This is a genomic window from Kribbella sp. CA-294648 (assembly GCF_050943845.1).
In the GTDB taxonomy this organism is placed as follows: Bacteria; Actinomycetota; Actinomycetes; order Propionibacteriales; family Kribbellaceae; genus Kribbella.
The window spans coordinates 2,668,738-2,682,706 of record NZ_CP191981.1 but is presented as its reverse complement, the minus strand read 5'-3'; the positions used below and the strand labels follow the sequence as shown (position 1 = coordinate 2,682,706).

General features: G+C 68.1%; 10 protein-coding genes and 1 tRNA gene. 6 read left to right on the top strand and 5 right to left on the bottom strand.

Annotated elements, in window-relative coordinates:
- The first annotated feature begins 2 nt into the window (after nucleotides 1-2).
- Together ACQPYM_RS12975 and ACQPYM_RS12970 are read left to right on the top strand one after the other, a co-directional pair.
- Nucleotides 3-1,355: an ABC transporter substrate-binding protein gene (locus ACQPYM_RS12975; RefSeq protein WP_433019860.1), complete on the top strand. Its 1,353-nt coding sequence runs from the start codon at nucleotides 3-5 to the stop codon at nucleotides 1,353-1,355.
- Nucleotides 1,356-1,412: 57 nt separating this feature from the next.
- Nucleotides 1,413-3,146, top strand: coding sequence for a glycoside hydrolase family 35 protein (locus tag ACQPYM_RS12970; RefSeq protein ID WP_433019857.1), 1,734 nt, complete (start codon nucleotides 1,413-1,415; stop codon nucleotides 3,144-3,146).
- Nucleotides 3,147-3,239: 93 nt separating this feature from the next.
- Here the strand turns inward: ACQPYM_RS12970 and ACQPYM_RS12965 are convergent, their stop codons facing one another.
- Nucleotides 3,240-4,229: a 2-dehydropantoate 2-reductase gene (locus ACQPYM_RS12965; RefSeq protein ID WP_433019854.1), complete on the bottom strand. Its 990-nt coding sequence runs from the start codon at nucleotides 4,227-4,229 to the stop codon at nucleotides 3,240-3,242.
- A gap of 327 nt (nucleotides 4,230-4,556) precedes the next feature.
- Here ACQPYM_RS12965 and ACQPYM_RS12960 point away from each other — a divergent pair, with 327 nt between their 5' ends.
- Nucleotides 4,557-4,760: a cold-shock protein gene (locus tag ACQPYM_RS12960; RefSeq protein ID WP_026163488.1), complete on the top strand. Its 204-nt coding sequence runs from the start codon at nucleotides 4,557-4,559 to the stop codon at nucleotides 4,758-4,760.
- Nucleotides 4,761-4,785: 25 nt separating this feature from the next.
- Here the strand turns inward: ACQPYM_RS12960 and ACQPYM_RS12955 are convergent, their stop codons facing one another.
- The 3 genes from ACQPYM_RS12955 to ACQPYM_RS12945 form a co-directional block, all read right to left on the bottom strand.
- The gene (locus tag ACQPYM_RS12955) at nucleotides 4,786-5,295 is read right to left on the bottom strand and encodes a GNAT family N-acetyltransferase (protein WP_433019850.1); all 510 of its coding nucleotides are present in this window, start codon (nucleotides 5,293-5,295) and stop codon (nucleotides 4,786-4,788) included.
- A gap of 104 nt (nucleotides 5,296-5,399) precedes the next feature.
- Nucleotides 5,400-5,762 carry a M23 family metallopeptidase gene (locus ACQPYM_RS12950; RefSeq protein ID WP_433019847.1) on the bottom strand — a complete coding sequence of 121 codons (363 nt, stop codon included), beginning with the start codon at nucleotides 5,760-5,762 and terminating at the stop codon, nucleotides 5,400-5,402.
- 33 nt (nucleotides 5,763-5,795) lie between these two features.
- On the bottom strand, nucleotides 5,796-8,993 hold the full coding sequence (locus ACQPYM_RS12945) for a tetratricopeptide repeat protein (RefSeq protein WP_433019844.1): 3,198 nt from the start codon (nucleotides 8,991-8,993) through the stop codon (nucleotides 5,796-5,798).
- Between the two features lie 147 nt (nucleotides 8,994-9,140).
- Here ACQPYM_RS12945 and ACQPYM_RS12940 point away from each other — a divergent pair, with 147 nt between their 5' ends.
- The 3 genes from ACQPYM_RS12940 to ACQPYM_RS12930 all read left to right on the top strand — a co-directional run bounded on the left by ACQPYM_RS12940 (nucleotide 9,141) and on the right by ACQPYM_RS12930 (nucleotide 10,838).
- Nucleotides 9,141-10,058, top strand: a complete 918-nt coding sequence (locus tag ACQPYM_RS12940) for a class I SAM-dependent methyltransferase (protein ID WP_433019841.1) — start codon at nucleotides 9,141-9,143, stop codon at nucleotides 10,056-10,058.
- A 48-nt stretch (nucleotides 10,059-10,106) separates the two neighbouring features.
- Entirely contained in the window at nucleotides 10,107-10,715 is a 609-nt protein-coding gene (orn, locus tag ACQPYM_RS12935; RefSeq protein ID WP_433019838.1) for an oligoribonuclease, read from the top strand.
- Between the two features lie 50 nt (nucleotides 10,716-10,765).
- Nucleotides 10,766-10,838 (top strand) — tRNA-His (locus ACQPYM_RS12930).
- A 1,267-nt stretch (nucleotides 10,839-12,105) separates the two neighbouring features.
- On the opposite strand, the gene ACQPYM_RS12925 is transcribed toward ACQPYM_RS12930, so the two are convergent.
- Nucleotides 12,106-13,902, bottom strand: coding sequence for an aminotransferase class V-fold PLP-dependent enzyme (locus ACQPYM_RS12925; protein WP_433019835.1), 1,797 nt, complete (start codon nucleotides 13,900-13,902; stop codon nucleotides 12,106-12,108).
- Nucleotides 13,903-13,969 lie beyond the last annotated feature (67 nt).

Below are 13,969 nucleotides of genomic sequence, written 5' to 3'. Positions count from 1 at the left end.
TCATGAAGAGCAGTAATCGGCGCGGCTTCCGGCAACTCGCCGGCGCCATCGCCACCGTCGCCGCCGCGTCACTCGTGCTTGCCGCCTGTGGCGGCGGTTCGGACACCGCGGGCGGCGACCAGCCGCAGGCCTCCCCGGACGCGGTGAAGGAGGCCCTCGCGAAGGGCGGCACCATCACCTACTGGAGCTGGACCCCTTCGGCCGAGGCCCAGGTGAAGGCGTTCCAGGCGGAGTACCCGAACGTCAAGGTGAACTACGTCAACGCCGGTACCGGCAACGACCACTACACCAAGCTGCAGAACGTCATCAAGGCCGGCTCAGGCGCACCGGACGTCGCGCAGATCGAGTACCAGGCGCTGCCGCAGTTCGCCCTGCCGGGTTCGCTGGTCGACCTGCGTCAGTACGGCTTCGACAGCCTGTCCTCGGCGTACACGCCGTCGACCTGGACGGCCGTGCACGCCGGCGAGGGTCTCTACGGCCTGCCGCAGGACTCGGGCCCGATGGCGCTGTTCTACAACAAGGAGGTCTTCACCAAGTACGGCCTGACCGTGCCGAAGACCTGGGACGAGTACATCGCGACCGGCAAGAAGCTGCACGCCGCGGACCCGAAGAAGTTCATCACCAACGACGTCGGTGACGCCGGCTTCACCACCAGCATGATCTGGCAGGCGGGCGGCAAGCCGTTCAAGACCGACGGCAAGAACGTCACCATCGACCTGGCCGACGCCGGGACGCAGAAGTGGACCGGCGTCTGGAACCAGCTCGTCACCGGCGGTCTGGTCTCGAGCATCCCGGGCTGGTCCGACGAGTGGTTCAAGGCCCTCGGCGACGGCACCATCGCGACCCTGCCGATCGGCGCCTGGATGCCCGGCGTCCTGGAGTCGTCGGTCAAGGCCGGCGCCGGCAAGTGGGCGGTCGCCCCGATGCCGACGTACGACGGACAGCCCGCGACCGCGGAGAACGGCGGCAGCACCCAGTCGGTGCTGAAGCAGAGCGCCAACCCGGCGCTGGCGGCCGCCTTCGTCAAGTGGCTGAACCACGATGGCGGCGTCAAGCCGTTCCTGGCCAGTGGCGGCTTCCCCTCCACGGTCAACGACCTCAAGGACCCGGCCTTCGTCGACAAGAAGAGCGCGTACTTCGGTGGTCAGCAGATCAACCAGGTGCTCACCGGCGCGGCCAACAGCGTGGTCAAGGACTGGAGCTACCTGCCGTTCCAGCTGTACGCGAACAGCGTCTACGGCGACACCGTCGGCAAGGCCTACCAGGCCAAGACCGACCTGAACCCGGGACTCAAGGCCTGGCAGGACGCACTGGTGGCCTACGGCAACCAGCAGGGTTTCCAGGTCAACGGCTGACCTGGCCCACCGCCCCGGACCGGGGCGGTGGGGTGGTGTCTACAGAGAAAGGGACGCATGTCCGACTTCACGATCGGTGAGTCCGATTTCCTCCTCGACGGTGCCCCGTTCCGGATCCTGTCCGGTGCGCTGCACTACTTCCGGGTGCACCCAGACTCCTGGGCGGACCGGATCGAGAAGGCCCGCCTGATGGGGCTCAACACCATCGAGACCTACGTCCCGTGGAACGCCCACAGCCCTCGGCGTGGCGTCTTCGACACCGCGGGCATGCTCGATCTCGACCGGTTCCTGCGACTGGTGGCCGACGCCGGGATGTACGCGATCGTGCGTCCCGGCCCGTACATCTGCGCGGAGTGGGACAACGGCGGCCTGCCCGCCTGGCTCTTCCGGGAGCCAGGCGTGGGGGTCCGCCGGAACGAGAAGCAGTACCTGGCCGCGGTCTCGGAGTACCTGGAGCAGGTACTGCGCATCGTCCGGCCGCTGCAGATCCACGAGGGCGGGCCGGTCGTGCTCGTCCAGGTGGAGAACGAGTACGGCGCGTTCGGTGACGACCAGGTCTATCTGAAGGCCGTCGCCGACATGATCGGCCAGGCCGGGATCACGGTGCCGCTGGTGACCGTGGACCAGCCGGTCGACGAGATGCAGGCCGCCGGCGGACTCAGCGGCGTACTGCGCACCGCGTCGTTCGGCTCGCGCAGTGCAGAGCGGCTCCAGACGTTGCGGGCGCACCAGCCGACCGGACCCCTGATGTGTATGGAGTTCTGGGACGGGTGGTTCGACCACTGGGGCGGTCCGCACCACACGACCTCGGTCGAAGAGGCGGCCGCGGAGCTGGACGCGTTGCTGGCGGCGGGTGCGTCGGTCAACGTGTACATGTTCCACGGCGGCACGAACTTCGGTCTGACCAACGGGGCCAACGACAAGGGCGTGTACCGGCCGACCATCACGTCGTACGACTACGACGCGCCGTTGGACGAGGCGGGCAACCCGACGGCGAAGTACCACGCGTTCCGTGAGGTGATCGCTCGGTACGCACCTGTGCCGGCCGATGAGGTGCCTGCTGCGGAACCGTCGCCGGAGTTCGAGGTGACGCTCGGCGAACCGATCTCCCTGCTGGATCGGGGACCGTGGGTGGAGCACGAGTCGCTGCCGACGCTGGACGAGCTGGGGACGCGACTCGCGATCTACCGGACGGCGGTCGACATCGACCGGCCGGCGTTGCTGGAGATCGGTGAGATCCGCGACCGCGCGCAGCTCTACCTGGACGGTCATCCGCTCGGCACGCTCGAGCGGGAGAACCACGACCGCGCGATCCTGCTGCCCCGCGCCCGGGGGAAGCTCGATCTGGTGGTGGAGGACCAGGGCGGGGTCAACTACGGTCCCCGAATCGGCGAGACCAAGGGCATCGTCGGTCCCGCGCTGCTCGACTCGGCGCCGATCACCCGGTGGGCCACTTGTGCGATCGACCTCGACGGCATCCCCTCGCTGTGGTCGTCGATCACGGGTGCGGCGGATCCGTCCCCCGGCCCGACTGCCTGGCGGGCGGTCTTCGAGCTGGGCGAGGCGCGTGATCTCTTCCTCAGGACCAATGCCTGGGGCAAGGGAATCGCCTGGGTGAACGGGTTCTGCCTCGGCCGGTACTGGCGACGAGGGCCGCAGGAGACGCTGTTCGTTCCCGGACCCGCAGTACGGGCTGGGAACAACGAACTGGTCGTTCTCGAGCTCGACACGTTGCCCGATCGGGTGGCGCGGTTCGTGAGCGGGGCGTCGCTGGGGCCGCTCGAGCTCTAGGGTTTTGAGTGGAACAGATGGGTCCGGAGGCGCCTGGCAGGGCACACAGCTCCGGACCCATCTGGCTCTTGACGGCCCTCTTGGACGGCCCGCTTAGACGGCCCTCGCCGCGGTGGTGCCGACCTTGGTGGAGAGCAGGTCCGCGACCGCGTGGACGGCGCGCAGGGTCGGCGCTTTGGTGCCGGTCAGGTCGGCCAGCTCGACCACCGCGGCCAGGATGACGTCCAGCTCGAGCGGCTTGTCCTTCTCCAGGTCCTGCAGCATCGACGTCTTGTGCTCGCCGACCCGCTCGGCGCCGTCGATCCGCTTGTCGACCGAGATGTCCGGAGTACAGCCGACCGCCTTGGCGATCTCGAGCGTCTCCTCCATCATCAGCCGGACCATCGCGCGGGTGCCCTGGTGCTGGGCGATCTCCACCATCGTGGCGCGGGCCAGCGCGCTGATCGGGTTGAAGGCCGCGTTGCCGAGCAGCTTGATCCAGATGTCGTTGCGGACATCCTCCTCGACCGGGCACTTGAGCCCGCCGGCGATCATCGCCGCGCTGAACTCCAGGCAGCGGTCCGACAGTCCGCCTGACGGCTCGCCGATCGAGAATCGGGTGCCTTCAAGGTGCCGAACGACTCCCGGGCCGACCAGTTCGGTCGAGCAGTAGACGACGCAGCCGATCGCCCGCTCGAGCGAGAGCACCCGGGTCACCTCTCCCCCGGGGTCGACCGACTCGATCCGGCGACCCTCGTACGGGCCGGGCAGGCCGTGGAAGTACCACCAGGGAATGCCGTTCTGGGCGGCCACGACGGCGGTCTTATCGTGCAGCAACGGCTCGATGAGCGGGCCGCAGGTCGCATACGAGTTCGCCTTCAACCCGAGGAACACCACATCCACCGGGCCGATCTCTCGGGCGTCGTCGGTGGCCGGCGTACGGGCCACCCAGTCACCGCGCGGACTCAGTACTTCGACGCCCCGCTTACGGATCGCGGCCAGATGGGGGCCGCGGGCAACAAGATGGACCTCGGTCCCGCCGCGGTGCAGCGCGGCGCCGACATAGGCACCGATCGCGCCCGCGCCAAGAATCGCTACTCTCATGCAGCCTCCTCCGTTGTATACCGAATACAGTAGGCCGCGCGCTGAGAGAGGGTCAAGGCATGACGCAGGTCACATTTCCGATCAGTTGATAGACACGGCCGATCAGGTTGTCCGGCACGTACCCACCCCCGGCGGCGACGGTGTGCTACCGTTTCTCTCGGTTGCAGTTTTGCAGTTCCACGTTCGTTTTTGAGACGCCCGCGGATTTGTGATCCGCAGGGCGTTTTCCTATTTCTGGGCCTAGGTCTGGTGTGGGAGGGCTCGTTCGGCAACCAGGGGACCGGCGACCGTCGGGACCTGTTACCCGCCCCACACAAGGAGCAGATCATGGCTAGCGGAACAGTGAAGTGGTTCAACGGCGAAAAGGGCTTCGGCTTCATTTCTCAGGACGGCGGCGGCGCCGACGTCTTCGTGCACTACTCGGCGATCGCGGCGGACGGCTACCGTTCGCTCGATGAGAACCAGAAGGTCGAGTTCGACCTGACCCAGGGCCCCAAGGGCCCGCAGGCGGAGAACGTCCGCCCGGTCTGAACCACCGCTTGAGCAGGCCCGGCCGTTACGGCCGGGCCTGTTCTGCGTTCCGGCGCACCCAAAGGTGCTCCCCGTCGTCCAGCTGAGCCGTCTTGCTGAGCCCAGCGGCCGCAGCGACGGCAGCTGACGCGCTGTGCTCGGGGTGAACGTGCGCGACGATCCGCTGCGCCCCATGAGCGTCCAGCCAGGCCACCAGCCCGACCGCCGCCTCCCTGGCATAGCCGTGGCCCTGCCAAGCCGTCCCGAGTACCCAGGCGATCTCTGCCTCGTCACCGCTCACAGTGGCCTGGACATAGCCGATCAGCTCGTCGTCGGCCGTCGTACTGATCACCCAGTTGAGCCATGACTCCCCCGGACGTCCCGGGCCGGCAACCTGTCGCCGGTAGCGCTCCGTGAGGGCTGCCTGCGTCGGCGGCTCGCCACCGGTGAAGGCGTAGAGCTCTGGATCGGCGAGTACGTCGGCCATCGTTTCGGCGTACTCGACCCGTAGTGGCAGCAGCGCCAGCCGGGCGGTACCGAACCTGGTAGCGATCATCCGGTCACGGTAGCGTCGAGCGGCTCGGCAGCTCCCTCCTCGGCCGGCCCGCTCGACGCCACCTCCTCCCCTTCACGCCTTCACGCCTTCACGCCTTCACGCCTTCACGTGCGAAGCCGTGCGTTCGGGTGCAGGTCGAACCGGGGGTTGCGATGGTCCCCCGGCCCGTACGGCGCGACCCGCTCCTCGTAGTGCAGGTGTGGCCCGGCCGCAACGCCAAGGCAATCCCCTGTCTCCACCGTGTCGCCCTGACTCACCTCCGGGCCCACCAGGTGGTCGTAGAGATGCCAGATCGCATTGGACTCGACCACTACCTGCTCGGCAGTCACCCGGACGACGACCCCGGCCATGGTGGCCCTGATCGGCGTACCGGCGGCAGCGCGGTAGTCACGGCCCGAGTGGAGGCCGTGATCGTCGGTGACGCCGAACTCGCGCGTCACATCCAGGTGGTGTACCGGAGCTGCCATAACCCGATGGTGCGGACCAACCTTCAGCCAGTCTTAAACCCGGGCCGGCACCGCCGGGTAGGGAGCCGGTTCGACCTCCAGCTCGGCCATCCGCTGGATGTAGGTCCGGTAGGCCCGCCTGGCCTCGCCATGGGCCCCACTGGCCTGGAACGCCGTGACCAGTCCCAGGTGAGCGCGTTCGTCGTACTGGTCGCGCTGAAGGATCCGCAGCAGGTACCCGGCGGCCGCATCCGGGTCGTCCTTGCCTCGCTCGGCAAGCACTCGCGCCACCCGGACATAGAGCGCCCTGGCCTCTTCACGCATCCCGGCGGCCCAGTCGGCGTACACGTCCTCCTCCAGGAAGTCCCCGCTGTACGCCGCTTCGGCTGAGCGCAGCAGTGCCAGGTTGTTGCCGTCCAGGCCGGCCCTGGCGTCGCAGAGGAAGCCTTCGACGTCGACAGCGGCTTGGTCCCCGTCCAGCCAGATGGTCGCTCGGTCGGCCCCGATGAAGCGGTCTGCCGGGTGCCGCTTCTCCGGGTCGAGCACAGAGCGCACAGTCGACAGGGCGACCGACAGTCGCGGGGAGGCGACTGACTCGCTCTGGTCCGGCCAGAGGAGGTCCAGTAGCTGTACTCGCGCCACAGGGCGGCATCGGCGGGCTACCAGGATCTTGAGGAGGTCGCGCGCCTTCTTGGACGGCCACTCCCCTAGCTGGATCGCCTTGCCGTCCCGTAGTACACGGAAGCCGCCCAGGCACTCGATGCGAACCGAAGCCGGCCCTGTCTGCTGGCTGGCCGCCAACGCCGCTGCTGCATAGCGAGTCGCGCCGGCAGCCAGGAACTGCTCGTGAGCCCGTAGTGCGAGCTCACGACCCTCCGGGCCCGGCGTACGTTTCGCCAGCATCAACTCGGCCCGAGCCTCTCCCAGGGGGTCGCCCAGCTCCCGTCTGATGTTCAGTATTTCGTGCAGTACCTCGCCACCATCAGCTGCTGCGTACAGCTCGAGCGCATCGGCCAGCCCGGCTCGGTCACGGCGGCGACGGCACAGCGCGGCCGCTTCCTCGGCAGCGGCTGCCGCCTCTGCCTTGTTGCCGGCGTGCAGCGTCACCCAGCCAAGCCCTACAAGCGCACCCGACAGACCAAGGACCGGGCCGTAGGCCACTGCCTGCCTGGCCATCTGGGCAAGCTCCGCGGCCCGTTCGGGCTCCTCTACCGCCAGGACCCGGGCAAGGCCGGCCAGCGACGGTACAAGCGACTGCATGTCCTTGGTGTCATCTGCCATGGCGATGGCCTCTTCGTAACAAGCCCTGGCCATCGCCCGATCCCCGCGCTCGCGGTAGACCTCACCCAGTACTGCGAGCGGCTGGGCGACCCGTTTCGACTCCAGCTTCTGGTAGAGCGCCCGCGATGCCTCCAGCTCGCCGATTGCCTCGTCCAGCCGGCCGAGACGCAGTAGCGCCTCGCCCCGGTTGTTCAAGGCCAGCGCCCGGAACACTGCGAAGCCGGCGCGATCCGCCAGCTCCACTGCGATCTCCAGCTCCTCCAGGCCGAGTGCGTAGTCACCTTCGCCGATATGGTGCGACGAGCGGTTGACCCTGATCCGGATCGACTGCAGGATGTCGCCCGCGCGCCTCGCATGCTCCAGGGCCCGCACGTAGTGGGAAGCGTTGCCGCGGGGGTCGCTGTCGACCGCCGCAAGCATCGCGAGCACGGTGTGGACGATCGCCAGCGCCCGGTCGTCTCCGGAGACCTTGGCAGACACCTCCGCGCTCGCGATCAGCTCACGGCACTCGTCGAACTCGCCGCGTAGCCAGTGCGCTCCCGCCCACCAGGCCTGCAGCAGGGCTTCCTCAGCGGGGTGCTTGCCGTCGATCCGCCCCCGCCGGTACATGGCGACGGCAACATCGGTCTGGCCGCGCAGGTGATGGATCAGGCCGAGCCGCCAGGCGATCCCGACCGGGATCTCGCCCTCCGGCTCGATGATCCGGTCGAAGCATTCCTCCGCGCCCTGCCAGTCGCCGAGCACCTGCCGGGCTTCACCTTCCAGCTGGTCCATCGCAGCATCCTGCAGCTCCTGCGGCAGAGCAGTGACGGCTACGACAACCACTTCGGCGAGGCCACCACTCACCATCGCGTGCCCTCGCTGGGTGAGTAACCGGGCCACCTGGGCCGGGTCGACGGCCTGGTAGCAAGCCAGAGCGTCCCGCAGTTCACCGACGGACTCGAACCACTGCCCGGCCTGCAGAGTCAGGTCAGCCATCCCGATCTCGTCCACGGACAGCCGGTCGATGGCAAAGTCCCGAACGAGCGGGTTGAGCTCATAACCATCCACATCACCGGCGGAGACGAGTAGACCTCTGGTACAGAGCTGATGCAGGGTTTCTGCACTGTCCGTGAGCCCTACTGCCTGACAGAGCTCCGCACTGAACTTCGGCAAGACGGCCACCGCCGCGACCAACCGTCGTACGGACTGAGGCTCTGCTGCGAAGACCTCTTGGGCCAGGTAGTCGTACAGCGGCCCGTCCGACCGCAGGGCCCGCCGCAACCGCGCCTGCCGCTCCGACGCCGGCACCGTCCGCAACGCCTCAACAGCAAGCCGCACCGCAGCCGGCCACCCCTGTACTGCGGCGTGCAACGGCTCAGCAAGCTCCTCAGCCCCTTCACCCAGTACTACGTCCAGCACGGCAAGGGTCTCCTCTACCGTGAAGGCCAGCGCTGTCGCGTCGATCTCCAGCACCTGGCCTCTGCCCCGCAACCGGTCGATCCCGAACGGGATGGCTGTGCGCGAGGCGACTACCAGATGCAACGAGGGGGGTGCGATTCGCACCAGGCCCTCGATCAGCTTCGTGGCTGGGTCACTCGGGTTGAGCTCGTGCAGGTCGTCCAGTACGAGCATGAGGTCATCACTCAGGTTCTGCTCGAGCGCGTCAGCCAGCAGAGCGGCGTACGCGAGCGCTCTGGTGCCCTGCTCGGCGTCAGCGTCCGGGCCGCGCGGGCCCTGGAGCTCAGCGGCGAGCACGGTCGACAGTGCGGGCACCTGGCGCCGCAGAGCGTCAACCAGTCCGGTGACCATCGCAGCGAGCGAGCGGTCCTCGGCACGGACCGTGTACCACGCGCAGCGCCGCTCAGCAGCCCAGGAGGTGAGCAGAGTGGACTTGCCAAACCCGGCATCGGCCACCACCGTCAGCAAGCGGCGACGAACGCCCTCGTTGAGCAGCTTGGTCAGCCGCGGCCGCGCGACAACCCCCTGCATAGCCCCACCTCCCTCAACCCCTGCCCTTAGACAGGACAGCACTCTGGGTAGTGGCACTGCAACCGTGCTAGCCCTGATGTCGCCGGGAGATTTGCCGAGTCGGCAAGGAATCGTGTCCCGAGCGACCCGGGAAGGCATTCTGAGCACATGATCGAGATCGATTGGGCGGACCAGGCCGAACACCTCCGCGAGGCCGCGACCAGTGACGCCGACTGGAACCAGAAGGTCGCGGCCGCGCTGGTCCGGCCGACCGACCGGCTGGCTGTGGACGTCGGCTGCGGCGCCGGTGGGATGGCGAAGGCGCTGGCCGCCGCGCTTCCCGGCGGCACGGTGGTCGCGATCGACGCCGACGCCGGAGTACTGCAAGAAGCGCGAGCCCACACGGGTGGAGCCGTGCGCTGTGAGCTGGCCTCGATGGACGACGGCCCGGAACCGTTGCGTGCGGCAATCGGCGCCCCGGCGGACCTCATCTGGGCGTCGGCCTCCGTGCATCACGCGGGCGACCAGCAGGCGGCCATCGATGCGCTGGTGTCGCTGCTGGCGCCGGACGGCCGCCTGGCTCTGGCCGAGGGTGGGCTGCCGTCGCGCTATCTGCCGTGGGACCTCGGAATCGGTGAACCAGGTCTGGAGGTTCGGCTGGATCTGACGCAGGACCGTTGGTTCGCCGCCATGCGTGCCGCGCTTCCTGGGTCTGTGCCGATGCCGTACGGGTGGACCGAAGCGCTGCGGCGGTCGGGGTTGCAGGACGTGACCACCCGGAGCGTTTTGACAGAGAAGCCGGTACCGCTGTCCGAGGCCGACCGGGACCAGGTGGTCAAGGCGCTCCGGTACCGCGTCGAGCAACTCACGCCGGGAGCGGCTCGCGGTTCCGGTTCCGGTCACGGGCATGGGCATGGGCACGGGCATGGGCATGAGTTGCCGGCCGAACTGGCGTTGCCCGCGGCGGATCTGGAGATCTGGCGACAACTGCTCGACCCGGACTCCGAGCACTACCTCGGCCGCCGTACGGACCTCACCGCCCTGTCGGTCCGGAGCATCCACATCGGCCGCCACGCCCGCGCCTGACGCTACCGGGCGCGACGGTGTCGGCGTGTCGCCGTAAGGTGGGTCCTCATGAACGACCGGCTGGTGTGGATCGACTGTGAGATGACCGGACTCGATCTCGACAAGGATGCCCTGATCGAGGTCGCGGTGCTCGTCACCGACTACGAACTCAACGTGCTCGGAGACGGGATCGACCTGGTGATCGCGCCCCCTGCCGAAGCCCTCGAGCAGATGGGCGACTTCGTCCGCGACATGCACACCGGCTCCGGCCTGCTCGACGAACTGCCCAACGGCATCGCCCTGGCCGACGCCGAACAACAGGTCCTCGAGTTCATCTCCGGCTACGTCAAAGAACCCCGCAAGGCCGCGCTGGCCGGCAACTCCGTCGGCACCGACCGCACCTTCCTGGTCCGCGACATGCCCAAGGTCGAAGCCCACCTGCACTACCGCAACGTCGACGTCAGCTCCATCAAAGAGCTCGTCCGCCGCTGGTACCCACGCGTGTACTACGCGACGCCGGCCAAGAACGGCAACCACCGCGCACTCGCCGACATCACCGAGTCGATCGCCGAGCTGCGGTACTACCGGCAGACCGTTTTCGTGCCCCAGCCCGGCCCCGACACCGAGACCGCGAAGGCCGCCGCCAGCCTGATCAGCGCCCCGATTTCAGGTAACTGACCATCATCGCTATGATTGCCGAGCCGCGCTGATCGAGGCGGCCGAACATGGTGGGTATAGCTCAGCTGGTAGAGCACCTGGTTGTGGTCCAGGGGGCCGCGGGTTCAAGTCCCGTTACTCACCCTCAGGCGAAGGCGACCTGTGTCCGCGGAAAGCGCGGACCGGGTCGCCTTCGGCATATCTGCGGCTCGCTCCGCTCGCCGCGCGGCGGGGGCTCCGCCACCCGCACCCCCCCTGTCTGTGGCTGAGGTGGGTGCCCGCGGTCTGTGGTTGCTGTTGGGTCGCTCGCTTCGCTTCGCCGGGGTGCGGGCTCCAGCACATGCGAGTGGCTCGCTCGCTTCGCTTCGCCAGGGTGCGGGCTCCAGCACATGCGAGTGGCTCGCTCGCTTCGCTTCGCCAGGGTGCGGGCTCCAGCACATGCGAGTGGCTCGCTCGCTTCGCTTCGCCAGGGTGCGGGCTCCAGCACATACGGGTGGCTTGCTCGCTTCGCTTCGCTGGGGTGCGGGCTCCAGCACATACGGGTGGCTTGCTCGCTTCGCTTCGCCGGGGTGCGGGCTCCAGCACATGCGTGGGGATGTACAGCTGATGGCTGGCGCTGGCAGCCGGGTGCGGCCGGGCCGCCTGCCTTAGCAACGGGTGGCACCTGCGGATGGCCGGCTGCTGAACAACAGCTGCTTTCACCCAACCCACGGCTGGCTCCGGCCTGGCCGCCTGCTGCAGCGACGGCTGGCCCGGCATGGGGCCGCCTGCCTCGGCGGCTGGTACCTCCTGCGTAGGCCGCTTGTTGAACAACAACTGCTTTCACCCGCCCCACAGGCTGCGGGACCACGTGCGGTGCTGGGCGGGTGGAAGCTACGGCAGGGGGCTGGCTTCGGGAGTTAGTCCGTGAACCTCAGGGGGCGGTTGTGGCGGGTCTTGTTGGTTTGGGGGTGTGGGGCTGGAAGGATTCGGGGGGTGAAAGCGTCCGGCAGTGTGTGGGTTGGGTATGGGGTTGCTGTGGCGGTGACCTTCTTGGTGGGGGTGCTTTCGTTTTCGGTGTTTGTGTTGTCGAAGGTGTTTGGGGGGTCTTCGGCTGAGGAGAAGCCGGTGGGGGTGCCTTCGGCTGTGGTCAGCCCGAGCACTGCGGCTAGTGGTGCGCCTCGGGTTGTTCGGGCTACTGCGGCTGGGGTTATGTCGGTTCAGGTGGTTAAGGGGAATTCTCGGCAGTTGGTGCTTGTGGTGGCTACGCCTACTGGGTGTGCTCAGCGGGTGCGGGCGGTTGTGTACGCCGAGGGGGCGGGCGCGGTCGGCGTACGGGTGACTCAGAAGACTTATCGGCGTGGGTGCAAGCTGAAGGCGGAGCCGGTGCTGGTGACGACGAAGGCTCCTGTTGCCAAGCGCACCTTGTTGCTCAACGGGGTGCCGTGGACTCCGGGGGACGATGGTGCGTACGAAGAGGCGTTGCGGACAACGACTTCGTGAGGCAGCCCGACGGTAGGTCGAACCATCTGAGGTGGTCGAACTCCTCGTTCACCGTCGCCTCGGTGTCGGTAGCCGCCGACTGGCAGGCTGACAGCAGTTCCCGCGCCTCGGCGAGGTAACCCTCCAGCGCCGACTCGGGTGCCGTGTCGTGGTGACACGGGTAGCGGAGCTTGCCGTCGGCGTCGTAGCCGAGCTGGGACAGGCGCATCGGCGGCTCCACCGGTCCGCGGTAGTGCTTCCACAGACCGCTCGCCGGGTCGAAACGGTAGTCACCGAGCAGCCGCCAGCCGTGCTGGGCGACCAGGCGCACCGCCTCCACGACGTACGAGAACACCGCCTCGGAGATGAAGTAGTTGAAGTTCACCCGGACCCAACCGGGTTTGATCCCCTCGCACCCGTGCACGATCTCCTCGGCGAACTCGTGCGACTTCTCCAGATCGATGCCGAGCAGCGTGTGCCCGTACGGTCCCGCGCACGAACAGCCGCCGCGCGACTGGATCCCGAACAAATCGTTCAGCACCGCCACCACGAAGTTGTGGTGCAGGTACCGCCCCGACGGCGCCTTGATCACGAACGACACGATCGACAACCGCTCGGCGTCGAGATTGCCGAGGATCTGGATGCCGGGCTCGTGGCGCCAGGCCTCGACCGCGCGCCGCAGGTACGCGTCCTCGTGCGCCCGGATCACGTCGATTCCGACCGCCTGCTTGAGCTGGAACACCAGACCGGCCCGGATCGACCCGATGATCGCCGGCGTCCCACCCTCCTCGCGATGGACCGGGTCGTCGAGGTAGCGGTGCTCGGTCGGGTTCACGTACGCGACCGTGCCACCACCCGGTACGTCGGGAACGCGGTTGCGCAGCAGCTCACGCCGGGCCACCAGCACGCCCGGCGTACCGGGTCCGCCGATGAACTTGTGCGGGCTGAGGAAGATCGCGTCCTTGTAGGCCAGCGGATCGGTGTCGCGGCCGCCGTACATGTCGATCTCGACGTACGGCGCGGCGGCGGCGCAGTCCCAGAACGACAGCGCGCCGTACCGGTGCAGCAGCGCCGAGACCAGTTGGGTGTCGGTGACGATGCCGGTGACGTTGCTGGCCGCCGAGAACGAGCCGATCTTCAGCGGCCGGTCCGCGTACTTCGCCAGCTGGCTCTCCAGTTGCGCGATGTCGATGTGCCCGTCGGCGTCCTGGCCGATCACCACCACGTCAGCGATCGACTCGCGCCACGGCAGCTCGTTCGAGTGGTGCTCGTAGGGGCCGATGAAGACGACCGGCCGCTGCTCCGGCGGGATCGTGTCGGTCAGGTGGTACTCGTCGTCCAGCTGGGCCGGGATCCGCAGGCCCAGTACGCCGATCAGCTTGTCGATCGCGCCGGTCGCGCCGGAGCCGCAGAAGATCACCGCGGTCTCGTCGTCACCGCTGACGCTGTCGTGGATGATCTTGCGGGCGTCCTCCCGCAACCGGGTGGTCTGCAAGCCGGTACCGCTGGACTCGGTGTGGGTGTTCGCGTACCGCGGCAGCACCTCCTCGCGGATGAAGTCCTCCAGGAAGCTGAGGGCGCGACCGGAGGCGGTGTAGTCGGCGTACGTGACCCGGCGTGGCCCGTACGGACCGGGCATCACCTGATCGTCCCCGATGACCGACGCGCGGATCCGGCTGAGCAGCGCGGTATCCGGCGGCATGACGAGCGGCGCATCCTGCTCGGTGGTCTCCCCCTGGATGGTCATGGCGTCAGGGTACGACCGCGGAGTGATCTTCGTCTCGTGTCAGTTCGGCGGCCTGGCACTAGGGTCG

Excerpts from the sequence above, each read along its gene's own strand:
- ACQPYM_RS12975 (WP_433019860.1), top strand. The coding sequence starts at position 3 with ATGAAGAGCAGTAATCGGCGCGGCTTCCGGCAACTCGCCGGCGCCATC.
- ACQPYM_RS12945 (WP_433019844.1), bottom strand. The coding sequence starts at position 8,993 with ATGCAGGGGGTTGTCGCGCGGCCGCGGCTGACCAAGCTGCTCAACGAG.
- ACQPYM_RS12925 (WP_433019835.1), bottom strand. The coding sequence starts at position 13,902 with ATGACCATCCAGGGGGAGACCACCGAGCAGGATGCGCCGCTCGTCATG.
- ACQPYM_RS12970 (WP_433019857.1), top strand. The coding sequence starts at position 1,413 with ATGTCCGACTTCACGATCGGTGAGTCCGATTTCCTCCTCGACGGTGCC.
- ACQPYM_RS12955 (WP_433019850.1), bottom strand. The coding sequence starts at position 5,295 with ATGATCGCTACCAGGTTCGGTACCGCCCGGCTGGCGCTGCTGCCACTA.
- orn (WP_433019838.1), top strand. The coding sequence starts at position 10,107 with ATGAACGACCGGCTGGTGTGGATCGACTGTGAGATGACCGGACTCGAT.
- ACQPYM_RS12950 (WP_433019847.1), bottom strand. The coding sequence starts at position 5,762 with ATGGCAGCTCCGGTACACCACCTGGATGTGACGCGCGAGTTCGGCGTC.
- ACQPYM_RS12940 (WP_433019841.1), top strand. The coding sequence starts at position 9,141 with ATGATCGAGATCGATTGGGCGGACCAGGCCGAACACCTCCGCGAGGCC.
- ACQPYM_RS12960 (WP_026163488.1), top strand. The coding sequence starts at position 4,557 with ATGGCTAGCGGAACAGTGAAGTGGTTCAACGGCGAAAAGGGCTTCGGC.
- ACQPYM_RS12965 (WP_433019854.1), bottom strand. The coding sequence starts at position 4,229 with ATGAGAGTAGCGATTCTTGGCGCGGGCGCGATCGGTGCCTATGTCGGC.